Annotated in this window: 23 protein-coding genes; 21 read left to right on the forward strand and 2 right to left on the reverse strand. The window is 65.2% G+C overall.

The annotated features are described in order from the left end of the window. The first annotated feature begins 37 nt into the window (after window positions 1-37). The 15 genes from ACT2FV_RS21920 to cysM all read left to right on the forward strand — a co-directional run bounded on the left by ACT2FV_RS21920 (window position 38) and on the right by cysM (window position 15,098). Window positions 38-637, forward strand: coding sequence for a DUF2059 domain-containing protein (locus ACT2FV_RS21920; protein WP_011883810.1), 600 nt, complete (start codon window positions 38-40; stop codon window positions 635-637). 161 nt (window positions 638-798) lie between these two features. After that, the gene (serC, locus tag ACT2FV_RS21925; RefSeq protein WP_059530019.1) at window positions 799-1,881 is read left to right on the forward strand and encodes a 3-phosphoserine/phosphohydroxythreonine transaminase; all 1,083 of its coding nucleotides are present in this window, start codon (window positions 799-801) and stop codon (window positions 1,879-1,881) included. 33 nt (window positions 1,882-1,914) lie between these two features. Then, window positions 1,915-2,997 (forward strand): prephenate dehydratase, encoded by a 1,083-nt coding sequence (pheA, locus tag ACT2FV_RS21930; protein WP_059599006.1) that lies wholly within the window; start codon window positions 1,915-1,917, stop codon window positions 2,995-2,997. 186 nt (window positions 2,998-3,183) lie between these two features. After that, a complete protein-coding gene (locus ACT2FV_RS21935) occupies window positions 3,184-4,110 on the forward strand; it encodes a prephenate dehydrogenase/arogenate dehydrogenase family protein (protein ID WP_444504791.1) in 927 nt (308 codons plus the stop codon). Window positions 4,111-4,130: 20 nt separating this feature from the next. Continuing rightward, complete coding sequence (gene aroA / locus ACT2FV_RS21940) at window positions 4,131-5,435, forward strand: 3-phosphoshikimate 1-carboxyvinyltransferase (RefSeq protein ID WP_444504792.1); 1,305 nt, start codon at window positions 4,131-4,133, stop codon at window positions 5,433-5,435. Window positions 5,436-5,448: 13 nt separating this feature from the next. Beyond that, window positions 5,449-6,135 (forward strand): (d)CMP kinase, encoded by a 687-nt coding sequence (gene cmk, locus ACT2FV_RS21945; protein ID WP_059599008.1) that lies wholly within the window; start codon window positions 5,449-5,451, stop codon window positions 6,133-6,135. A 141-nt stretch (window positions 6,136-6,276) separates the two neighbouring features. After that, window positions 6,277-7,989, forward strand: a complete 1,713-nt coding sequence (gene rpsA / locus ACT2FV_RS21950; protein WP_059599019.1) for a 30S ribosomal protein S1 — start codon at window positions 6,277-6,279, stop codon at window positions 7,987-7,989. Window positions 7,990-8,011: 22 nt separating this feature from the next. Then, the gene (locus ACT2FV_RS21955; protein ID WP_006750752.1) at window positions 8,012-8,335 is read left to right on the forward strand and encodes an integration host factor subunit beta; all 324 of its coding nucleotides are present in this window, start codon (window positions 8,012-8,014) and stop codon (window positions 8,333-8,335) included. A 210-nt stretch (window positions 8,336-8,545) separates the two neighbouring features. Beyond that, window positions 8,546-8,839 carry a lipopolysaccharide assembly protein LapA domain-containing protein gene (locus ACT2FV_RS21960; RefSeq protein WP_059530004.1) on the forward strand — a complete coding sequence of 98 codons (294 nt, stop codon included), beginning with the start codon at window positions 8,546-8,548 and terminating at the stop codon, window positions 8,837-8,839. A gap of 53 nt (window positions 8,840-8,892) precedes the next feature. After that, window positions 8,893-10,065, forward strand: coding sequence for a lipopolysaccharide assembly protein LapB (gene lapB / locus ACT2FV_RS21965; RefSeq protein WP_444504793.1), 1,173 nt, complete (start codon window positions 8,893-8,895; stop codon window positions 10,063-10,065). 90 nt (window positions 10,066-10,155) lie between these two features. Then, window positions 10,156-11,556 carry a UDP-glucose dehydrogenase family protein gene (locus ACT2FV_RS21970; protein WP_444504794.1) on the forward strand — a complete coding sequence of 467 codons (1,401 nt, stop codon included), beginning with the start codon at window positions 10,156-10,158 and terminating at the stop codon, window positions 11,554-11,556. Between the two features lie 7 nt (window positions 11,557-11,563). After that, window positions 11,564-12,514 carry a D-glycero-beta-D-manno-heptose-7-phosphate kinase gene (gene rfaE1 / locus ACT2FV_RS21975; RefSeq protein ID WP_170296363.1) on the forward strand — a complete coding sequence of 317 codons (951 nt, stop codon included), beginning with the start codon at window positions 11,564-11,566 and terminating at the stop codon, window positions 12,512-12,514. Between the two features lie 64 nt (window positions 12,515-12,578). Further along, window positions 12,579-13,571: an ADP-glyceromanno-heptose 6-epimerase gene (rfaD, locus tag ACT2FV_RS21980; RefSeq protein ID WP_059507155.1), complete on the forward strand. Its 993-nt coding sequence runs from the start codon at window positions 12,579-12,581 to the stop codon at window positions 13,569-13,571. 73 nt (window positions 13,572-13,644) lie between these two features. Then, window positions 13,645-13,989, forward strand: a complete 345-nt coding sequence (locus ACT2FV_RS21985) for a ComEA family DNA-binding protein (protein WP_059599012.1) — start codon at window positions 13,645-13,647, stop codon at window positions 13,987-13,989. Window positions 13,990-14,195: 206 nt separating this feature from the next. Beyond that, window positions 14,196-15,098, forward strand: a complete 903-nt coding sequence (gene cysM / locus ACT2FV_RS21990; protein WP_124623402.1) for a cysteine synthase CysM — start codon at window positions 14,196-14,198, stop codon at window positions 15,096-15,098. 76 nt (window positions 15,099-15,174) lie between these two features. Here cysM and mltB read toward each other — a convergent pair whose 3' ends face one another. Further along, entirely contained in the window at window positions 15,175-16,398 is a 1,224-nt protein-coding gene (mltB, locus tag ACT2FV_RS21995; RefSeq protein WP_444504795.1) for a lytic murein transglycosylase B, read from the reverse strand. Between the two features lie 168 nt (window positions 16,399-16,566). Here mltB and ACT2FV_RS22000 point away from each other — a divergent pair, with 168 nt between their 5' ends. Continuing rightward, entirely contained in the window at window positions 16,567-17,490 is a 924-nt protein-coding gene (locus tag ACT2FV_RS22000) for a histone deacetylase family protein (protein ID WP_444504796.1), read from the forward strand. Between the two features lie 22 nt (window positions 17,491-17,512). Here ACT2FV_RS22000 and ACT2FV_RS22005 read toward each other — a convergent pair whose 3' ends face one another. Then, entirely contained in the window at window positions 17,513-18,436 is a 924-nt protein-coding gene (locus ACT2FV_RS22005) for a lysophospholipase (RefSeq protein WP_444504797.1), read from the reverse strand. A 216-nt stretch (window positions 18,437-18,652) separates the two neighbouring features. Here ACT2FV_RS22005 and ACT2FV_RS22010 point away from each other — a divergent pair, with 216 nt between their 5' ends. The 5 genes from ACT2FV_RS22010 (at window position 18,653) to ACT2FV_RS22030 (ending at window position 23,083) form a co-directional block, all read left to right on the forward strand. Further along, window positions 18,653-19,687 (forward strand): methionine ABC transporter ATP-binding protein, encoded by a 1,035-nt coding sequence (locus ACT2FV_RS22010; RefSeq protein ID WP_059599017.1) that lies wholly within the window; start codon window positions 18,653-18,655, stop codon window positions 19,685-19,687. Beyond that, window positions 19,677-20,330, forward strand: coding sequence for a methionine ABC transporter permease (locus tag ACT2FV_RS22015; protein WP_124904429.1), 654 nt, complete (start codon window positions 19,677-19,679; stop codon window positions 20,328-20,330). Before ACT2FV_RS22010 ends, ACT2FV_RS22015 begins: the two co-directional genes overlap by 11 nt. A gap of 27 nt (window positions 20,331-20,357) precedes the next feature. Beyond that, window positions 20,358-21,152, forward strand: a complete 795-nt coding sequence (locus ACT2FV_RS22020; RefSeq protein ID WP_124623395.1) for a MetQ/NlpA family ABC transporter substrate-binding protein — start codon at window positions 20,358-20,360, stop codon at window positions 21,150-21,152. A gap of 229 nt (window positions 21,153-21,381) precedes the next feature. Next, a complete protein-coding gene (locus ACT2FV_RS22025) occupies window positions 21,382-22,131 on the forward strand; it encodes an electron transfer flavoprotein subunit beta/FixA family protein (RefSeq protein ID WP_059678648.1) in 750 nt (249 codons plus the stop codon). Window positions 22,132-22,147: 16 nt separating this feature from the next. Further along, entirely contained in the window at window positions 22,148-23,083 is a 936-nt protein-coding gene (locus tag ACT2FV_RS22030) for an electron transfer flavoprotein subunit alpha/FixB family protein (protein WP_444504798.1), read from the forward strand. Window positions 23,084-23,109 lie beyond the last annotated feature (26 nt).

A 23,109-nucleotide genomic window follows, 5' to 3' on the forward strand; every position in this document is an offset into this window, starting at 1 on the left:
GGCGAGCAACCATTCATATTTCCAAAAGGGAGTGATGATGCAAAAGCAATTCAAGCAACTGGTTCTGCTGGCTGCACTGGTGCCGACGTTCGCGATGGCGCAAGCGCTGTCGAATTCCGCACCGGCTGCGACCGCGGCAGCTGCGCCGATCGACGCCGACAAGAAGGCGGCGATCAAGGATCTGCTCGACGCGATCGACGCGCCGAAGCTCGTGTCGGCAATCGGCAACAGCGCCGAGATGCAGGCAAAGCAACTCGTGCCGGCGATCCTGTCGGACGCGCTGTCGGAAAACAAGACGCTGAACGACAAGCAAAAGCAAGCCGCCGTGCCGACGCTGCAGAAGAACGCGGTGCCGAAGCTGGTTGACGGCGCGGGCAAGGTGTTCGGCACGCAGCAGTTCCAGAACGACGCGATGTCGGCTCAGTACGACGCTTACGCGAAGTACTACAGCACGTCGGAGATCAAGGATCTGACGACGTTCTACAAGAGCCCGACGGGCCGCAAGTTCATCCAGGTTCAGGATCAGGTCGGCCGCGACGTGGTCAACGGCCTGATGCAGAAGTACATGCCGCAAGCGATCCAGGCAACGCGTACGCAGGCTGACAAGGAAGTCGCTGCAGTCAAGCCGGGCAAGTAAGCCGTCCGGGCACGCCGCCCGGCCGTTCGGCCGGGTTTGGCGGGAGCCTGATGACAGTGCGATAATGGCCGTTTGCGCGCGAGCGCAAGCGGCCATTCCTTTTCTGGCGCGGTTCTTTCTGCCGGCGGCAAGCCGGTCGCGTCCCTCCCGAGGTTTTCACGATGCGCGTCTTTAATTTCTCCGCCGGTCCTGCGGCGCTCCCCGAGGAAGTGCTGCGGCAGGCCGCCGACGAAATGCTCGACTGGCACGGCAGCGGCATGAGCGTGATGGAGATGAGCCATCGCGGCAAGGAATTCATGTCGATCCACGAGGCAGCGCTGACCGACCTGCGCGAGCTGCTCGATGTGCCGGCCAGCCACCGGATCCTGTTCCTGCAGGGCGGCGGCATTGCCGAGAACGCGATCGTGCCGATGAACCTGCTTGGTTCGCGCAAGACCGCCGACTTCGTCGTGACGGGTTCGTGGTCGCAGAAGTCGTTCAACGAAGCGAAGAAATACGGCACGCCGCATCTGGCCGCATCCGGCAAGACGGCCGACGGTTTCACGCGCGCGCCCGCCCGCGCCGAATGGCAGCTGTCGGACGATCCGGCCTACGTGCATCTGTGCACGAACGAGACGATCGACGGCGTCGAGACGTTCGAGATTCCCGACCTCGGCGACGTGCCGCTCGTCGCGGACGTGTCGTCACACATTTTGTCGCGTCCGATGGACGTCGCGAAGTACGGCGTGTTGTTCGGCGGCGCGCAGAAGAACATTGGGATGGCCGGCGTGACCGTCGTGATCGTGCGAGAGGATCTGCTCGATCGCGCGCTGTCGATCTGTCCGTCCGCATTCGAATGGAAGACCGTCGCCGCGAACAACTCGCTGTACAACACGCCGCCTACTTATGCGATCTACATCGCGGGCCTCGTGTTCCAGTGGCTGAAGCGGCAGGGCGGCCTCGAGGCGATCGAGGCGCGCAATATCGAGAAGGCGAAGCTGCTCTACGACACGATCGATGCGAGCAGTTTCTATCTGAACAAGGTCGAGCCGGCGGTGCGGTCGCGTATGAACGTGCCCTTTTTCCTGGCCGACGAAACGCGCAACGAAGACTTCCTTGCCGGCGCAAAGGCGCGCGGGCTGCTGCAGCTGAAGGGCCACAAGTCCGTCGGCGGCATGCGGGCGTCGATCTACAACGCGGTGCCGCTCGAGGGCGTGAAAGCGCTCGTCGAGTACATGAAGGACTTCGAACAGCGCGGCGCCTGAGCGCGCGCTGTTCAAACAGCACGGCAACTACGCATGGACGACGAACTGAATTCCCGCCTGAAACCGCTGCGCGACCGCATCGATGCGATCGACGCGCAGCTGATCGCGCTCCTCAATCAGCGCGCCGCGGTGGCGCTCGAGGTGGGCGAGGTCAAGAAGCATTTCAATGCGCCGGTGTTCCGGCCGGAGCGCGAGCTGCAGGTGATCGCGCGCCTGCAGGACATGAGCGCGGGACCGCTCGCGAGCGAGCACATTAGCGCCATCTGGCGCGAGATCATGGCCGCGAGCCGCGCGCTCGAACAGACGATCCACGTCGCGTTCCTCGGGCCGGTCGGCACGTACAGCGAACAGGCGATGTTCGAGTACTTCGGCCAGTCGATCGAAGGGCTGCCGTGTCCGTCGATCGATGAGGTATTCCGCTCGGTCGAGGCAGGCGCGTCCGCATTCGGCATCGCGCCGGTCGAGAACTCGACCGAAGGTGCGGTGTCGCGCACGCTCGACCTGCTGCTGCAGACGCAGTTGCTGATCAGCGGTGAACTCGCGCTGCCGATCCATCACAACCTGCTCACGCAGAGCGGCACGCTCGACGGCGTGACGCGCGTCTGCGCGCATGCGCAGGCGCTCGCGCAATGCCAGCAGTGGCTTGCCGCGAACGCGCCGCAGCTCGAGCGGCAAGCGGTGTCGAGCAATGCGGAGGCCGCGCGTCTCGCGGCGGCGGATCCGAGCGTCGCGGCGATCGCAGGCGACCGCGCAGCCGCGCACTACGGCCTGCAGATCGCGTTCTCGCTGATTCAGGACGATCCGCACAATCGCACGCGCTTCGTGATCGTCGGCAAGCAGCCGGCCGGACAGAGCGGTCACGACCAGACGTCGCTGATCGTGTCGGTGAAGAACGAGCCGGGCGCGGTGTTCAAGCTGCTCGAACCGCTCGCGCGGCACGGTGTGTCGATGACGCGCTTCGAGTCGCGCCCCGCGCGGGTCGGCACGTGGGAGTATTACTTCTACATCGACATCGAAGGGCACCGGGACGAGCCAGCCGTGGCCGCCGCGCTCGCGGAGCTCGGCCAGAAGGCCGCGTTCCTGAAGATACTCGGTTCGTATCCGCGCGCGCGCTGACGCGCAGCGGCCCGTCGCCTGCACCAGCAGGCGGCGCGGCGAAGCGGGTGGGGCAGGCCGGGCGGCGCTGCCCAAGGCGGGTTCGGGCGGTATCCGGTGCAGGTCGCACCGGGTGCGGGCCCGTTGCCCGGAATCTGGACTTCCGTGCGCGGGGCGTCGTTCCGCGCGCGTCACTTGGCTCTTGTCGTGTCAGGCTTTGCATTCAACAAACTTGTCATCTTCGGCGTCGGCCTGATCGGCGGATCGCTGGCGCGCGCGCTGCGCGAGCGCACACCGGGTGGCGCGGGCGAAGTTGTCGGCGTCGGTCGTTCACGTGCAGCGGTCGAGCGCGCGCTCGCCCTCGGCGTGATCGATCGCGCGGTGGCGCTCGACGACGATGCGCAACTGCGCGACGCGCTTGCCGGCGCCGATCTCGTATTGCTGGCTGCGCCCGTCGCGCAAACGGGCCCGTTGCTCGCGCGCATCGCGCCGTGGCTTGACGCTGCGACGATCGTCACCGACGCTGGCAGTACCAAGTCCGACGTCGTTGCGGCGGCACGCGATGCGCTCGGTGCGCGGATCGCGCAATTCGTGCCGGGCCATCCGATCGCCGGGCGCGAATCGAGCGGCGTCGAGGCCGCGCTGCCGGATCTGTACGTCGGTCGCAACGTCGTGCTGTGTCCGTTGCCGGAGAACGCGCCCGAAGCGGTCGCGCGGATCGACGCGATGTGGCGGGCGACCGGCGCCGACGTGCGCACCATGAGCACGGCGCAGCACGATCGCGTGTTCGCGTCGATCAGTCATCTGCCGCACGTGCTGTCGTTCGCGCTCGTAGAGCAAATTCTCGGCGAGGCGGATGCCGAACTGAAATTCTCGTACGCGGCGGGTGGCTTCCGCGACTTCACGCGGATCGCGGCGTCGAGCCCGGAAATGTGGCGCGACGTGTGTGTCGCGAACCGCGCGGCGCTGCTCGATGAGCTCGACGGCTACACGCGCGTGCTCGCCCGGCTGCGTGCGGCGATCGACGCCGGCGATGGCGCGGCGCTCGAAGCCGTGTTCACTCGCTCGCGTGCTGCACGCAAGGCCTGGCAGGAACGTGGCGCGCAGCCCGCTGCCGAACCGGTCAAGAAATAACAGGAAACAGGACGATTCCCATGGACTATCTCGATCTCGGCCCATATTCCAGCGCGTCGGGCACCGTGCGCCTGCCCGGCTCGAAAAGCATCTCGAACCGCGTGCTGCTGCTCGCGGCGCTTGCTGAAGGCGATACGACGATCACCAACCTGCTGGATTCCGACGACACGCGCGTGATGCTCGACGCGCTCGGCAAGCTTGGTGTGAAGCTCGCGCGCGACGGCGACACCTGTGTCGTCACCGGCACGCGCGGCGCGTTCACCGCGAAGACCGCCGATCTGTTCCTCGGCAACGCGGGCACCGCGGTGCGACCGTTGACGGCGGCGCTCGCGGTCAACGGCGGCGACTATCGCGTGCACGGCGTGCCGCGCATGCACGAGCGGCCGATCGGCGACCTCGTCGACGGCCTGCGGCAGATCGGCGCGCAGATCGACTACGAGCAAAACGAAGGCTTTCCGCCGCTGCGGATCAAGCCTGCCGCGATCACGGTCGACGCGCCGATCCGCGTGCGCGGCGACGTGTCGAGCCAGTTCCTCACCGCGCTGCTGATGACGCTGCCGCTCGTGAAGGCGAAGGACGGCAGGATCGTCGTCGAAGTCGACGGCGAATTGATCTCGAAGCCGTACATCGACATCACGATCCGGCTGATGGCGCGCTTCGGCGTGGCCGTCGAGCGCGACGGCTGGCAGCGCTTCGTCGTGCCGGCCGGCGTCCGCTACCGTTCGCCGGGGCGCATCATGGTCGAGGGCGATGCATCGTCGGCCTCGTACTTCCTCGCGGCCGGCGCGCTCGGCGGCGGCCCGCTGCGCGTCGAGGGCGTGGGGCGCGCGAGCATCCAGGGCGACGTCGGCTTCGCGAACGCGCTGATGCAGATGGGCGCGAACGTATCGATGGGCGACGACTGGATCGAGGTGCGCGGCATCGGCCATGACCATGGCAAGCTCGAGCCGATCGACATGGACTTCAACCTGATTCCCGACGCGGCGATGACCATCGCGGTCGCGTCGCTGTTCGCGAGCGGCACGAGCACGCTGCGCAACATCGCGAGCTGGCGCGTGAAGGAAACCGACCGCATCGCCGCGATGGCGACCGAACTGCGCAAGGTCGGCGCGATCGTCGAGGAAGGCCCGGACTATCTGGTCGTTACGCCGCCGCAACGGCTCACGCCGAATGCAGCGATCGACACGTACGACGATCACCGGATGGCGATGTGCTTCTCGCTCGTCAGCCTGGGCGGCGTGCCCGTGCGGATCAACGATCCGAAGTGCGTCGGCAAGACGTTCCCCGACTATTTCGACCGCTTTGCCGCGCTCGCCAAAGCCTGACCCGACAGTTCCGATGAAATCGACCCGACCCTTTCACCCGACCCCCGTCATCACGATCGACGGTCCGACCGCTTCCGGCAAGGGGACCGTCGCGGCGCTCGTCGCCGCGCATCTCGGCTTTCACCTGCTCGACAGCGGCGCGCTGTACCGGCTCGCCGCGCTCGCGAGCGTGCGCTACGGCATCGCGGCGGAGGATGTCGACGCGCTCGTGAAGCTGATTGACGATCTTCACATCACGTTCCGCGAGGGCTGCGCGCAGCTCGACGGCGTCGACGTGTCGAACGACATCCGCGCCGAAGCGGTCGGCAACCGCGCGTCGGCCATTGCCGTGCACGGGCCGGTGCGTACCGCGCTCGTCGCGCGCCAGCGCGCGTTCCGCAAGACGCCGGGCCTCGTTGCCGACGGCCGCGACATGGGCACTGTGATCTTCCCGGACGCCGTGCTGAAGGTGTTCCTGACGGCCAGTGCCGAGGCTCGCGCGACCAGGCGGCATAAGCAATTGATGCAAAAAGGTTTTTCTGCTAATATTGATAACTTGCTCCGGGATCTTCGTGAACGTGACGCGCGCGACAGCAATCGCGCAGCCGCGCCGCTGAAGCCTGCGGCAGATGCCAAGCTGCTCGATACGTCGGCGCTTTCGGTTGATGAAGCAGTCGACCAGGTGCTGCAGTGGTACCGAACGCTCGGTCAGCCCGCCTGAGAAGGCGGGCAGCAGTAGGTGCTTTGCGCGAGAAGCGCGGAGCGTGTTTCGAACCCTTAACCCCGTGTGGCTTCGATCTGGCCCTTTCAGCCTGCCATTCCGGCCGGCGTGGCACAGCGATCCATGCACAATCAGATTTTTATGTCCGACCTGCAAACCTCCAACCCGAATACTGAATCTTTCGCGGCTCTGTTCGAAGAGTCGCTGACCCGCCAAGACATGCGCGCCGGCGAAGTGATTTCCGCCGAAGTCGTGCGCGTCGACCACAACTTCGTGGTCGTCAATGCAGGCCTGAAGTCCGAGGCTTACATTCCGATCGAGGAATTCCTGAACGATCAGGGCGAGGTTGAGGTGCAGTCGGGCGATTTCGTGTCCGTCGCGATCGATGCACTCGAAAACGGCTACGGCGACACGATCCTGTCGCGCGACAAGGCGAAGCGCCTTGCATCGTGGCTGTCGCTGGAAAAGGCTCTCGACAACAACGAACTCGTCACCGGCACGATCACCGGCAAGGTGAAGGGCGGCATGACCGTGATGGTCAACGGCATCCGCGCGTTCCTGCCGGGTTCGCTGGTCGACACGCGTCCGGTCAAGGACACGACCCCGTACGAAGGCAAGACGCTCGAGTTCCGCGTGATCAAGCTCGATCGCAAGCGTAACAACGTCGTGCTGTCGCGTCGTGCAGTGATCGAAGCAACGCAAGGCGAAGAGCGCGCAAAGCTGCTCGAGACGCTGAAGGAAGGCGCGATCGTCAACGGCGTGGTCAAGAACATCACCGATTACGGCGCGTTCGTCGACCTCGGCGGCATCGACGGCCTGCTGCACATCACCGACATCGCATGGCGTCGTGTGCGTCACCCGAGCGAAGTCCTGTCGGTTGGCCAGGAAGTCACCGCGAAGATCCTCAAGTTCGATCAAGAGAAGAACCGCGTCTCGCTGGGCATCAAGCAACTGGGCGACGATCCGTGGGAAGGCATCTCGCGCCGTTACCCGTCGGGCACGCGCCTGTTCGGCAAGGTCACGAACATCACCGACTACGGCGCATTCGTCGAAGTGGAATCGGGCATCGAAGGCCTGGTCCACGTGTCGGAAATGGACTGGACCAACAAGAACGTTGCTCCGTCGAAGGTTGTCCAGCTGGGCGACGAGGTCGAAGTCATGGTCCTCGAGATCGACGAAGACCGTCGTCGTATCAGCCTCGGCATGAAGCAGTGCAAGCCGAATCCGTGGGATGACTTCAGCCGTAACTTCAAGAAGGGCGACAAGATCACGGGCGCAATCAAGTCGATCACCGACTTCGGCGTGTTCATCGGTCTGCCGGGCGGCATCGACGGCCTGGTCCACCTGTCGGACCTGTCGTGGAGCGAAGCCGGCGAAGAAGCCGTTCGCAAGTACAAGAAGGGCGACGAAGTCGAAGCGATCGTGCTCGGTATCGACGTCGAGAAGGAGCGTATTTCGCTCGGCATCAAGCAGCTCGAAGGCGACCCGTTCAGCAACTACGTTGCAATGAACGACAAGGGTTCGATCGTCGACGGCGTGGTGAAGTCGGTCGATGCGAAGGGTGCGGTCGTCACGCTGACGGGCGACATCGAAGGCTACCTGCGCGCGTCGGAAATCTCGCAGGATCGCGTCGAAGACGCACGCAACGTGCTGAAGGAAGGCGACAAGGTCAACGCGATGGTGATCAACATCGATCGCAAGTCGCGTGGCATCAACCTGTCGATCAAGGCGAAGGATTCGGCTGAACAACAGGAAGCGATCCGCGGCCTGCAGTCGGACACCAGCGCTGCTGCGACCGGTACGACCAACCTCGGCGCGCTGCTGAAGGCGAAGCTCGACGGCCAGAACCAGTAAGCCTCACGAGGTCTGCTGAAGTATGACCAAATCCGAGTTGGTCGCGCAGCTGGCACTGCGATTTCCGCAACTTGTCCTCAAGGATGCGGATTTCGCGGTGAAAACGATGCTCGATGCAATGTCCGACGCTTTGTCGAAAGGGCATCGCATCGAAATTCGGGGTTTCGGCAGCTTCGGCCTCAACCGTCGCCCGGCGCGCGTTGGGCGCAACCCGAAGTCGGGGGAGAAAGTGCAGGTGCCCGAGAAGTTCGTGCCTCACTTCAAGCCCGGCAAGGAATTGCGTGAACGCGTCGACGGCCGCGCCGGCGAGCCGCTGAAAGCTGATGATCCGGACGACGAGCGTTGAGCGTCGTGCGGCTTGCCCGGAATCCGTCCGGCGAAGGCTGAAGAAAAAAGCGCCCCTTGCGGGCGCTTTTTTCATTTCCGGCGGCTGCGTGACAACGCGTACCCGCAGGATGTGCGGTGACGCGGAAACGCTTCCTTTACAATACGGGTCGATTCGGCGCCGCGAAGGGGAGTCGCGCGCCACGGCAAACCTCAACAAAGAGAGGGCTACATGAAGTTTATCGTCTGGCTGATCCGGGTATTGGTGTTCGTGCTGTTGCTGGTGCTCGCGCTGGCCAATACGCAAACCGCGACGCTGAATTTCGTTGCCGGCTACGCATGGCAAGCGCCGCTGATCCTGATCGGCCTCGCGTTCTTCGTCGTGGGGCTGCTGGCCGGCCTGCTGTCCGCGCTGCCGGCGATCTTCCGCATGCGCCTCGAGAACGGGCGCCTGAAGCGCGATCTGCGTACGGCGCGCGAAACCCCGGCCGTCGTCGACCAGCCGCCGATGCCGCCCGTCATTTAACACGGACGCCGCGCGACCCTGGCGCGGTTTTCGTCTCTGCTTCGATATTTCGCATGGATCTGGATTTTTGGTGGTTGCTCGCGATTCCGGTGGCGTTCGCGCTCGGCTGGGCGGCGTCACGCTATGACCTGAAGAACCTCCTGTCGGAGAGCGCCAACCTGCCGCGATCGTATTTCCGCGGCCTGAACTTTCTGTTGAACGAACAACCGGACAAGGCGATCGACGCGTTCATCGAGGTCGCGAAGCTCGACCCCGAGACGGTCGAGTTGCACTTCGCGCTCGGCAACCTGTTTCGCCGCCGTGGCGAAACGGACCGTGCGATCCGCGTGCATCAGAACCTGCTGAGCCGCACGGACCTGCCGGTGAACGAGCGCGACCACGCGCTGTACGAGCTCGGCCAGGATTTCCTGAAGGCCGGCCTGCTCGATCGTGCGGAGGAGACCTTCCACCGGCTCGCCGATGGCGATTACGCGCTGGGCGCGCAGCGGGCGCTGCTGACGATCTACGAGATCGAGAAGGACTGGAACAAGTCGATCGATACCGCGAAACGCATCGAATCGATGAGCGACAAGCCGCTCGGCACCGAAATCGCGCAGTTCCATTGCGAACTCGCGCAGGAGGCGCTGCAACGCAAGAACGCGGCGGCTGCGGCCGATCAATTGAAGCTCGCGCTTGCAGCGAACCCGCAGAACGTCCGCGCGACGATCCTGTCCGGCGACGCCGCGCAGGCGGCGAGCGATCACGCGGCCGCGATCGAGCACTGGAAGCGTGTCGAAGCGCAGAATTCGGCGTATCTGCCGCTCGTCGCCGACAAGCTGATGAAGGCCTACGTCGCGCTCGGCAAGCCGGTCGAGGGTGCCGAACTGCTGATGGGCTATGTCGATCGTTATACGTCGAACGACCTGCTCGATATTGCTTATCAGCACATCGCCGGGTTGCGCGGCCAGGAAGCGGCGCACACACTCGCGCGTACGCAGATGGAGAAGTCGCCGAACCTGTCGGGCATGCTGCACCTGCTCGATGCGCAGATCGCGGCCGCCGACGAGCCGCGCCGTAAGGAACTTGAAATGATGCGTGCGCTGATCAAGCAGCGCACCAAGAATCTGCCACGCTATACGTGCCAGAATTGCGGTTTCCGGGCACGGCTCTTCTACTGGCAGTGCCCCGGATGCAGCGGCTGGGAAACCTATGCGCCGCGCCGCGTCGAACCTGCGATGCCGGGCTGATCCCGGCGTTCGACGCGTTAGCGCTGCGGTTGTCGCCGGGCCCGCTCCGGCGGCCAAGTTAGTCATTTACCGGGACGTACCGGAACATCTATGAAAATCACCATCATCGGCACTGGCTATGTCGGTCTCGTCACGGGCTCCTGCCTCGCCGAGATCGGCCACGACGTCTTCTGTCTGGATGTCGATCCGCGCAAGATCGAGATCCTGAACAACGGCGGGATGCCGATTCACGAACCGGGCCTGCTGGACATCATCGCGCGCAACCGCGCGGCAGGACGTCTGCGCTTCTCGACCGACATCGAGGCGAGCGTTGCCCACGGTGAGATCCAGTTCATCGCGGTCGGCACACCGCCCGACGAGGACGGTTCGGCCGACCTGCAATACGTGCTCGAGGCGGCGCGCAACATCGGCCGGTACATGACCGGTTTCAAGGTGATCGTCGACAAGTCGACGGTGCCGGTCGGCACCGCGCAGCGCGTGCGCGCAGTGGTCGACGAGGCACTCGGCGCGCGCGGCCTTGCGGGCAGCGTCGCGCACCGTTTCTCGGTCGTGTCGAATCCGGAATTCCTGAAGGAAGGCGCGGCAGTCGAGGACTTCATGCGCCCGGACCGAATCATCATCGGTGTCGACGACGACGAGACGGGCACGGTGGCGCGCGAGAAGATGAAGAAGCTGTACGCGCCGTTCAACCGCAATCACGAGCGCACGATCTACATGGACGTGCGTTCGGCGGAATTCGCGAAATATGCGGCGAATGCGATGCTCGCGACGCGCATTTCGTTCATGAACGAGATGTCGAACCTCGCCGACAAGGTCGGTGCCGACATCGAAGCCGTGCGCCGCGGGATCGGTTCCGATCCGCGCATCGGCTATCACTTCCTGTACGCGGGCGTTGGTTACGGCGGCTCGTGTTTCCCGAAGGACGTGCAGGCGTTGATTCGCACCGCGAGCGAAAACGGTCAGCCGCTGCGCATCCTGGAGGCCGTCGAAGCGGCCAACTCCGCACAGAAGGACGTGCTGATCGGCAAGATCGAGCAGCGCTTCGGCGCAGACCTGACCGGTCGCGAATTCGCGGTCTGGGGCCTCGCGTTCAAGCCGAACACGGACGACATGCGCGAGGCGCCGAGCCGTCGGCTGATCGCCGCGCTGCTCGGGCGTGGCGCGACCGTGCGCGCGTACGATCCGGTCGCGATCGACGAGGCGCGCCGTGTGTTCGCGCTCGATCTCGGTGAGGCTCCCGACGCGCTTGCGCGCCTGCACTTCGTCGATACCCAGGACGCGGCCGTGACCGCCGCGGATGCGCTCGTGATCGTCACCGAATGGAAGGAATTCAGGAGCCCGGATTTCACGCGCCTGAAGGCCGAACTGAAGGCGCCGGTGATCTTCGACGGACGCAATCTGTACGAGCCGGACGCGATGGCCGAACTCGGCATCGACTACCACGCGATCGGGCGTCCGCATGTCGACCCCCAGTCCTCTCCCCGTGGATGAACGCACGATGACTACCCTTCGCGAAGTGGTGCCGGTACCGCGCGCGCAGCTCGCGCGTTCGCGCGTGCTCGTGGTCGGTGACGTGATGCTCGACCGCTACTGGTTCGGCAACGTCGAGCGCATTTCTCCGGAAGCACCGGTTCCTGTCGTGCACGTGCAGCGCCAGGAAGAGCGGCTTGGCGGTGCGGCCAACGTCGCGCGCAACGCGGTGACGCTCGGCGGTCAGGCCGGGCTCCTGTGCGTGGTTGGCTGCGACGAGCCGGGCGAGCGCATCGTCGAATTGCTCGACAGCAGCGGTGTGACGCCCCATCTCGAACGCGATGCGTCACTGCCGACGACGATCAAGCTGCGCGTGCTCGCGCGCCAGCAGCAGCTGCTGCGCGTCGACTTCGAGGCGATGCCGACGCACGAGGTGCTGCTCGCCGGGCTCGCGCGTTTCGATGCGCTGCTGCCGCAGCACGACGTCGTGCTGATGTCGGATTACGCGAAAGGCGGTCTGACGCACGTGACCACGATGATCGAGAAGGCGCGCGCGGCCGGCAAGCCGGTGCTCGTCGATCCAAAGGGCGGCGACTGGGCGCGCTATCGCGGCGCATCGCTGATCACGCCGAACCGTGCCGAGTTGCGCGAGGTCATCGGCCAGTGGCAATCGGAAGACGACCTGCGCGCGCGTGTCGCGAAGCTGCGTGCGGAGCTCGATCTCGACGCGTTGCTGCTCACACGTTCGGAAGAGGGGATGACGCTTTTTTCCGCAGCGGGCGAACTGCACGCACCGGCGCTCGCGCGCGAGGTGTATGACGTGTCCGGCGCAGGCGATACCGTGATCGCGACGGTCGCGACGATGCTCGGTGCCGGCGTGCCGCTCGTCGATGCCGTCGTGCTCGCGAACCGTGCGGCAGGCATCGTGGTCGGCAAGCTGGGTACGGCCACGGTAGCCTACGACGAGCTGTTTCACTGAGCGCATTCGGCGGCGCGCCGAGCGGGCCGCACGTATTTCTTGCAGTTTTTCAGGCAGAACGACCATGACCATCATCGTCACCGGCGCAGCCGGTTTTATCGGCGCGAACATCGTCAAGGCGCTCAACGAGCGCGGCGAGTCGCGCATCATCGCGGTCGACAATCTGACGCGCGCGGACAAGTTCCGCAATCTCGTCGATTGCGAGATCGACGACTATCTCGACAAGACGGAATTCGTCGAGCGCTTCGCGCGCGGCGATTTCGGCAAGGTACGCGCGGTATTCCATGAAGGCGCCTGTTCGGACACGATGGAAACCGACGGCCGCTACATGATGGACAACAACTTCCGCTACAGTCGCGCGGTGCTCGATGCGTGCCTCGCGCAGGGCGCGCAGTTCCTGTACGCGTCGTCGGCCGCGATCTACGGCGGCTCGACGCGTTTCGTCGAGGAGCGCGAAGTCGAGGCGCCGCTGAACGTCTACGGCTATTCGAAGTTCCTGTTCGACCAGGTGATCCGCCGCGTGCTGCCGAGCGCGAAGAGCCAGATCGCCGGGTTCCGCTACTTCAACGTGTACGGTCCGCGCGAGACACACAAGGGCCGCATGGCGTCGGTCGCGTTCCACAACTTCAACCAGTTCCGCGCGGAAGGCAAGGTCAAGCTGTTCGGCGAGTACAACGGTTATGCGCCGGGCGAGCAGACGCGCGACTTCGTGTCGGTCGAGGACGTCGCGAAGGTGAACCTGTTCTTCTTCGATCATCCGGAGAAATCGGGCATCTTCAACCTCGGCACCGGCCGGGCACAACCGTTCAACGACATCGCATCGACGGTCGTGAACACGCTGCGCGCGCTCGACAACCTGCCGCCGCTGACGCTCGCGCAGCAGGTCGAGCAAGGGCTGATCGAGTACGTGCCGTTCCCGGATGCGCTGCGCGGCAAGTACCAGTGCTTCACGCAGGCCGACCAGACGAAACTGCGTGCTGCCGGCTACGATGCGCCGTTCCTGACGGTGCAGGAGGGTGTCGATCGCTACGTGCGTTGGCTATCCGGCCAGGTTTAAGCCTGCGCGTCGCATCGCTAGACTGGGTCTCACGGTCGGCAGCCGCCGACCGTTTTCATCGGAGATCCAGTACATGATCAGGAAATGGTTTGCCGCCGCCGCCATGTTCGGCGCGATCGCGTCGGCCTGGGCGGCCGTCGACGTCAACACCGCGAACGAAGATGCACTCGTCGGCATCAAGGGCATCGGTCCCGCGCGAGCGAAGGCGATTCTCGACGAGCGCGGTGCACGGGGGGCTTTCAGGAATGCAGACGATCTCGCATCGCGCGTGAAAGGCATGGGCGGCCATACGGTCGAGCGCCTTCAGCGGGAAGGGTTGACGATCGGTACGGCCGGCCCAGGTGCTGCGGCACCGGCCGCGGGCAAGCCCGCGGCGGCGACGCCGGCTGCGGCACCTGCCCGCACCGCGCAGAAGTAACGCACGCAAGACAAAGGGCTCCTTCAGCCGCCGTCGTTGCGACGGCTTCCCGCGGCATGCCGCGGGTTTTTTGCGTGCATGCTGCAAATGCACAGTCGTCAATCGTGCGGCACATCTATTCCATCGTCACAATGGGGTTGCCGGCGCGAGCCCCGGTGCTGGTTTACAATCAATCGATTGATCGGCCTCGCACTCACGGTATCTCCATGGCTTACAAAACTATCGAAGACACGATCGGCAACACGCCGCTCGTGCAACTGGTCCGCCTGCCGGACGACGAGATTCGCGCACGCAACAACGTGGTGCTCGCGAAGCTGGAGGGCAACAATCCGGCCGGCTCCGTGAAGGATCGCCCGGCGCTATCGATGGTCAGCAAGGCCGAGGCGCGCGGTCGCATCAAGCCGGGCGATACGCTGATCGAGGCGACGAGCGGCAACACGGGCATCGCGCTCGCGATGGCAGCGGCGATCCGTGGCTACAAGATGGTGCTGATCATGCCGGAAGATCTGTCGATCGAGCGTCGCCAGAGCATGGCCGCTTACGGCGCCGAAATCATCCTGACGCCCGTAAAGGGCGGGATGGAACTGGCGCGCGACCTCGCGGAGCAGATGCAGCGCGAAGGCAAGGGGGTGATTCTCGATCAGTTCGGGAACCCCGACAATCCGATCGCGCACTACGAAGGAACAGGCCCGGAAATCTGGCGCGACACCGAGGGGCGCGTCACGCACTTCGTGTCGGCGATGGGCACGACGGGCACGATCATGGGCACGTCGCGCTTTCTGAAGGAACAGAATCCGGCGATCGAGATCGTCGGCGCGCAGCCGGAAGAAGGGTCGCGTATTCCGGGCATTCGCAAGTGGCCGGAAGCCTATATGCCGACGATCTTCGATCGCAGCCGCGTCGATCGCGTCGAGAGCGTGAGTCAGGCCGCGTCCGAAACGATGGCGCGTCGGCTCGCGGCCGTCGAAGGCATCTTTGCCGGCATCTCGTCGGGTGGCGCATGCGAAGTCGCGATGCGTATCGCGCGTCAGGTCGAGAACGCGACGATCGTGTTCATCGTCTGCGATCGCGGCGACCGCTACCTGTCGACCGGCGTATTTCCTGCCTGAGCCTGAACGGCATCAGCAGCGTCACGCGATAAAAAAGCGCCGCATGAGCGGCGCTTTTTCTTTGCGCGGACCGTGCTTACTGCGCCGGCGCTTCCGTGTCCGCCGCAGGCAGCTGCAGCGCGCCGTTCGCTTCCATCTGCGCCTTCACGGCTTCGCCGAGCTGGTACACGGCGAGTGCGTAGAAGAAGCTGCGGTTGTAGCGCGTCAGCACGTAGAAGTTCTTGAGGCCGAGCATGTATTCGGTCGCGCTTCCCGGCGACGGCAGATCGACCACGGTGACCGGCGTGCCAGCTTCGGTGGTGATGTTGACCATCGGCTCGTTGAGCGTCATGCCGGCGCGCAGAAGTTGCGACAGTGCCCAGTGCGGTTCGGGCTGACCGTCCGCGGCCGCCTGGGCAATGCCGAGGCTGCCCGTGTCGGGCGTGATTCGCCAGACTACCGGGCGATCGGTTTCCCAGCCGTGCTGCTTCAGGTAGTTCGCGACGCTGCCGATCGCATCGGCAGGACTGCTGCGCAGATCGACGTGGCCGCCGCCGTCGTAGTCGACCGCATACTCGCGGATGCTGCTCGGCAGGAACTGCGGGATGCCGATCGCGCCCGTGTACGAGCCGAGCACGGTGGTCGGGTCGAGCTGGTTGTCGCGGGTCCAGACGAGGAAGTCCTCGAGATTCTTGCGGAACGTTGCCTGGCGACTGTCGCGATTCGGCGTGTCTGGGTAGTCGAACGTGAGCGTCGTCAGCGCATCGAGCACCCGGAAGTTGCCCATGTAGCGGCCGTAGATCGTTTCGACGCCGATGATGCCGACGATCACTTCGGGCGGCACGCCGAATTCCTCGGACGCGCGCTGCAGCGTCGCCTGGTTCGCCTTCCAGAATTTCACGCCCGCGTTGATGCGGATCGGTTCGATGAAACGCGAACGATAGACGCGCCAGTTCTTTACCGAAGGCGTCGGAGCCGGCTTCACGAGCTTCACGGCGGTGGCCGAGTAGCTGATGCGCGAGAACAGCGCATGCAGGCTTGTGGAATCGAAGCCGTTGCGGCTCACCATCTCGTCGATGAACGCATCCACTTTCGCGTTGTTCGCGTAGCGCTGCGGAACGATTTCCTCTTCGAAGGTCTGGCCTTGCGGCGCCGGCTGCTGCGGTTGCGCCTGCGCGACGCGCGTGCCGGGAGACTTCGCGGGCTGCGTCTGCGCGACGGCGGGCGCGGCCGCCACGGTAGCGGCGACGGCAGCAGCAACGAGCGGAACGCGAACGCTGAACAGTGCGGAGAGAAGGGCGGCAGGCTTGCTGGAATTCATGTCGAAGCGGCGGACAGGGCGATGGGGTTCGGCGCAGTATACCCGACGCATCCTGCGTGCCGGGGCGAAGCAGCGTACCGTTGTGGTAAGTTAGCGGCGAATTCGCGGCAGACGATGGACATTATTGATGGAGACCTGCGGCGCACCCCGCGTCGCGGATGACAGATTATGGCAACCGCCTTCTATACGCACCCCGACTGCATGCTGCACGAGATGGGGGAATGGCATCCGGAATGCCCGGCCCGCCTGTCGTCGATCCAGGATCAACTGATCGCGAGCCGCATCGACGACCTGATCGTGCACGAAACCGCGCCGTTCGCGAGCGAGGTGGCGCTGGGCCGCGTGCATACGCAGGCCCACATCGACTACATCCGCAGCATGACGCCCGTCGACGGCTACGTCGAGATCGATCCCGACACGCTGATGAACCGCGACACGTGGCGCGCCGCGCTGCGTGCGGCCGGCGCGGCGATCGCGGCGACCGACGCCGTGATCGAAGGCCGCTACGCGAATGCGTTCTGCAGCGTGCGGCCGCCCGGCCATCACGCGGAGCCAGCGCGCGCGATGGGTTTCTGCTTTTTCAACAACGTCGCGATCGCCGCGCGGCATGCGCTCGACGTCCACGGCCTCGAGCGCGTCGCGATCGTCGATTTCGACGTGCACCACGGCAACGGCACCGAAGCCGCGTTCGCGAACGACGAGCGGGTGCTGATGTGCAGCTTCTTCCAGCATCCGCTATACCCGTTCTCGGGCGTGGATCACCAGGCGCCGAACATGGTCAACCTGCCGATGCCTGCGCGCAGCAACGGGATGGCGATCCGCGAAGCGGTCGACATGTTCTGGCTGCCGCGTCTCGACGCGTTCAAGCCGCAGATGCTGTTCGTGTCGGCCGGTTTCGACGCGCATCGAGAGGACGACATCGGCAGCCTCGGTCTCGTCGAGGCCGATTTCGAATGGCTGACCGCGCAGATCGTCGACGTCGCGCGCCGGCATGCGCAGGGCCGCATCGTGAGCTGTCTCGAGGGCGGCTACAACCTGTCCGCGCTCGGCCGCAGCGTCGTGGCGCACCTGCGCGTGCTGGCCGGCATCTGACCGGGAGCGGGGCGGGGCGCGCTCAGCGCGCCTGCACGTGCGCGTGAATCCACTCGATCAGCGCATCGATCACGCGGTCGCGCTCGAGATCGTTCATCGTTTCGTGGAATCCGCCTTCGTATAGCGTCAGCGTGCGATCGGGCGAGCCGACGCGTGCGCCGAACGCGCGGCTTCCGTCGGGCTCGGTCAGCTTGTCCTCGGTGCCGTGATAGACGAGCACCGGCACGCGCAGCGCGCCGCGACCGCGCTCGATGCGCGCCATCGCGTCGAGGACCTCGGCGCCGGTGCGCGCCGGCACCGCGCCGTGGTGCACGAGCGGGTCGGCACGATTGGCCGCGACGACGGCCGGATCGCGCGACAGCAGCGCCGCGTCGATCCTGATCGCGGGGAAGCTCGGCCACACGCGGCTGATGAAGCGGCTCATCGCGAGCATCCAGCGCGGCACGTCGCGTCCCGGCGCGAGCGCCGGGCTCGACAGCACGAGGCCCGCCAGCGCGTGGCCGCGAATCGGCGCGCGTTCGATCGCATACAGCGCCGCGACGGCGCCGCCCATGCTGTGCCCCATCAGGAAGAGCGGCGTATCGTCGCGGGCGGCTTCGGCGACGAGGGCATCCGCATCGTTCAGGTAATCGTCGAAACGCTCGACCCACGCGCGTTGACCGGGCGACTGGCCGTGCCCGCGCAGATCGATCGCCAGCACGTCGATGTCGGCCGCGTTCAATCTGGCCGCGAGCGCCGCGTAGCGGCCCGCATGCTCGGCGAGGCCATGCACGAGAGCAATCGTCGCGCGTGGCGGCTCCGTGCCGTCGCCAGCCGGCCAGCGATACGACGCCAGTTCGAGCCCGTCCGCGGTACGGAGCCGGCCCATCCGCGGGGCGGGCGGCGCTGCCGTGTCCCGTGCTGCGGTGGCGGCGGGTGCGGCGACCTGCGTGGTGGTGGCGGTCATCTGGCGGGTCCCCTGTTTGGTTGGCATCGGTGTTCCGGATCATAGTCGCGGCACTCACACGGCGGACCAGCAGTGCTCCTCTAATTTCGTCTGGTTATGAAAAGATCGAAATCGATTATTAAGTGGAATGAGGCGTTTGCGGTAAAATCGCCGGCTATTCCAGATGCATCGGCGGCCGACTGGCGGGCTTCGCCAGTCGGCCGCCGTTTTGTTTACATGATCGAATTACGCAATCTGTCGCAGCGTTTCCCCGGGCCGACCGGCTGGGTCGACGCATTGCACAACGTCAATCTGACGATCCCGCAGGGCGAGGTGTTCGGCATCATCGGCCGAAGCGGCGCCGGCAAGAGCACGCTCGTGCGCACCATCAACCTGCTCACGCGGCCGACCGAAGGCAACGTCGTCGTCGGCGGGCTCGATCTCACGCTGCTGTCGTCCGGCGCGCTGCGCGAAGCGCGCCGCGAAATCGGCATGATCTTCCAGCACTTCAACCTGCTGTCGTCCCGCACGGTCTTCGACAACGTCGCGTTGCCGCTCGAGCTTGCTGGCGCGAGCCGTGCCGACATCGAGGCCGCCGTGCTGCCGCTGCTCGACCTTGTCGGGCTGTCCGCGCAGAAGGACCGCTACCCTGCGCAGATCAGCGGCGGCCAGAAGCAGCGCGTCGGCATCGCCCGCGCGCTCGCGAGCAAGCCGAAGGTGCTGCTGTCGGACGAAGCGACATCGGCGCTCGACCCCGAGACCACGCGCGCGATCCTCGACCTGCTGAAGCGCATCAACCGCGAACTTGGCCTGACGATCGTGCTGATCACGCACCAGATGGAAGTGATCAAGCAAGTGTGCGATCGCGTGGCGGTGCTCGACGCGGGTCGCGTGGTCGAGGAAGGCCGCGTGATCGACGTGTTCCTGCAGCCGCATCACGAAGTGACGCGCGCGCTGATCGGCGACGTGATCGCGCAGGAACTGCCGCCCGCGCTGAAGGCACGCGTGGCCGAGCGGCTGAAGACGGGCAGTGGGCATTTGCTGCGGCTCGCGTTCACCGGCTCGGGTGTCGACCAGCCGATCCTGTCGGAGACGATTCGCCGGTACGAACTGGATTTCAACATCCTGCACGGCCAGATCGACGAGATCCAGGGGCAGGCGTTCGGGTCGCTCGCGGTGCTCGCGGGCGGCGAACCGGGCAAGGTCGGGCAGGCGCTCGCGTTCCTGCGCGAGCAAGGTGTGGTGGTAGAGGAGCTTTCGTATGTTGAGTGAGATGTTCGATATGTTCGTGCAGTCGTTCTGGGAGACGCTGATCATGGTCGGCATCTCGGGAGCGGTCGGCGCGCTCGTCGGGATGCCGCTCGGCGTGCTGCTCTACCTGACCGACCGCCAGGGCGTGCTGCAGAACCTCGGTGTGAATCGTGTGCTCGGCGGCGTCGTGAACGCGGTGCGCTCGACGCCGTTCATCATCCTGTTGGTCGCGGTCATTCCGTTCACGCGGCTCGTCACGGGATCGTCGATCGGCACGGCTGCGGCGGTCGTGCCGCTGACGCTCGCGGCCGCGCCGTTCGTCGCGCGACTGGTCGAGACCGCGCTGCGCGAAGTCGACCGCGGGCTGATCGAAGCCGCGCAGTCGATGGGCGCGACGACGTCGCAGATCGTGTTCAAGGTGCTGCTGCCCGAATCGCTGCCTGGCATCGTCGCGGGCCTGACGATCACGTTCGTGTCGCTCGTCGGTTATTCAGCGATGGCCGGTGCGATCGGCGGCGGCGGGCTCGGCGATCTCGGGATCCGCTACGGCTACCAGCGCTATCTGCCGGAAGTCATGTGGACGGTCGTCGCGATCCTGATCGTGTTCGTGCAGATCGTGCAATCGTTCGGCGACTGGCTCGTGCGCCGGCTGAGCCACAAGTAAAACGACATTCATTGGTAGGGGGAGACGATGCAACGACGCTTCATGCTGAAGTTCGCGGCCGCACTCGGCGCGGCCGCGCTGTTCGCGAGCGCGCACGCGCAGGCCGAAACCATCAAGGTGGGCGTGACGGGCGGTCCGCACGCGCAGATCATGGACGTGGTGAAGAAGGTCGCGGCCAAGAGCGGCCTCGACATCCGCATCGTCGAATTCTCGGATTACGTGCAGCCGAACGCGGCGCTCGCGTCGGGCGATCTCGACGCAAACAGCTACCAGCACGATCCTTATCTGCAGGCGCAGGTGAAGGATCGCGGCTACAAGCTGATCAAGGTCGCGGATACCGTCACATTCCCGATGGGCATCTATTCGAAGCGGGTGAAGTCGCTGGCCGAGCTGAAACCCGGCGCGCGCATCGCGGTGCCGAATGATCCGACCAATGGCGGCCGCGCGCTGCTGTTGCTGCAGAAGCAGGGGCTGCTGAAGCTGCGTGCGGACGCCGGGTTGAAGGCGACGCCGCTCGACATCGTCGACAATCCGCGCAAGCTGAAGATCGTCGAACTCGATGCGGCGCAGATTCCGCGTTCGCTCGGCGACGTCGACGCCGCGGCGATCAACACCAACTACGCGATGGAAGCCGGGTTGAAGCCGAAACAGGACGCGATCGCGATCGAGGGCCCGAACGGCCCTTACGCGAACGTTCTCGCGATTCGCGACGCCGACCGGAGCAAGCCATGGGTCGCGAAGCTGGTAGCGGCCTACCATTCCGCGGAAGTGAAGCAGTTCATCGAACAGAAGTTCGGCGGCGCGGTCATCGCCGCCTGGTAACACGTGGTGCTGGGCGCGCCCGGTGACGATTAGAGTTGATGATCGAAAACCCGGGCTTTGCGTCCGGGTTTTTTCTCTTTTAAAATAGAACGACCGTTCGCTATTGTCGGCGCGCCGAAGAGGAGCGTTATCCTCGATAGCCGCGATGGATTGGTCCGCTTGGCCGCGCAGTCATGAGGCCTCGCTATAGAATGGCCTCTGGTCGTATTCGTAACTTTGGAGCGTGTGCATGAAAATCCTGGTGCCAGTGAAAAGAGTGGTCGATTACAACGTGAAGGTCCGCGTGAAGTCGGACAACACGGGCGTCGACATTGCGAACGTGAAGATGTCGATGAACCCGTTCGACGAAATCGCGGTGGAAGAAGCGGTGCGCCTGAAGGAAGCGGGTGTGGCGACCGAAGTGATCGCGGTGTCGGTCGGTGTGACGCAAGCGCAGGAAACGCTGCGCACGGCGCTGGCGATCGGCGCGGATCGCGCGATCCTCGTCGAATCGAACGACAGCGTCGAGCCGCTGGCGGTGGCGAAGATCCTGAAGGCGCTGGTCGACAAGGAACAGCCGCAACTCGTGATCCTCGGCAAGCAGGCGATCGACGACGATTCGAACCAGACGGGCCAGATGCTGGCCGCGCTGGCGGGCCTGCCGCAAGCGACGTTCGCGTCGAAGGTGACGATCGCCGATGGCCGCGCCACGGTTGCACGTGAAGTCGACGGCGGCGCGGAAACGCTGTCGCTTCAACTGCCGGCAGTCGTCACGACCGACCTGCGCCTGAACGAGCCGCGCTACGTGACGCTGCCGAACATCATGAAGGCGAAGAAGAAGCCGCTGGAAACGGTGAAGCCGGAAGACCTGGGCGTGGACGTCACGCCGCGTCTGAAGACGCTGAAGGTGGCCGAGCCGCCGAAGCGCGCGGCCGGCGTGAAGGTGCCGGACGTGAAGACGCTGGTCGAGAAGCTGAAGACCGAAGCCAAGGTGCTGTAAGAGGGAGCGGAAAGAAATGACGATTCTGGTGATTGCAGAACATGACAACGCGTCGATCAAGGCCGCGACGCTGAACACGGTGGCGGCGGCCGCGAAGATCGGCGGTGACATTCACGTGCTGGTCGCGGGGCACAACGCGCAGGGCGCGGCCGATGCGGCAGCCAAGATCGCAGGCGTGTCGAAGGTGTTGCTGGCCGACGCGCCGCAGCTCGAAGCGGGCCTGGCGGAAAACGTCGAAGCGACCGCGCTGAACATCGCGAAGGACTACTCGCACATCCTCGCGCCGGCAACCGCCTACGGCAAGAACATCGCGCCGCGCATCGCCGCGAAGCTGGACGTCGCACAGATTTCGGACATCACGGCGGTCGATTCGGCCGACACGTTCGAGCGTCCGATCTACGCAGGCAACGCGATCGCGACGGTTCAGTCGAGCGATCCGATCAAGGTGATCACGGTGCGTGCAACGGGTTTCGATCCGGTGTCGGCGGAAGGCGGCAGCGCGTCGGTCGAGAAGATCGAAGCGGCGGCCGATGCAGGCAAATCGCAGTTCGTGAGCCGTGAGGTGACGAAGCTGGACCGTCCGGAGCTGACGTCGGCGAGCATCATCGTGTCGGGCGGCCGTGGTCTGGGCAGCGGTGAAAACTACACGAAGGTGCTGGAGCCGCTGGCCGACAAGCTGAACGCCGCACTCGGTGCATCGCGCGCGGCAGTCGACGCCGGCTACGTGCCGAACGACTATCAGGTCGGCCAGACCGGCAAGATCGTCGCGCCGCAGCTGTACATCGCGGTCGGCATCTCGGGTGCGATCCAGCACCTGGCCGGCATGAAGGATTCGAAGGTGATCGTCGCGATCAACAAGGATCCGGAAGCGCCGATCTTCAGCGTGGCCGATTACGGCCTCGTCGGCGACCTGTTCGCGCTCGTGCCGGAGCTCGTGAACGAACTGGGCTGACACGGCGTGACTTGACGCTTCGGCGG

Origin of the sequence: Burkholderia sp. PR2, from assembly GCF_052372875.1 — a bacterium.
In the GTDB taxonomy this organism is placed as follows: Bacteria; Pseudomonadota; Gammaproteobacteria; order Burkholderiales; family Burkholderiaceae; genus Burkholderia; species Burkholderia diffusa.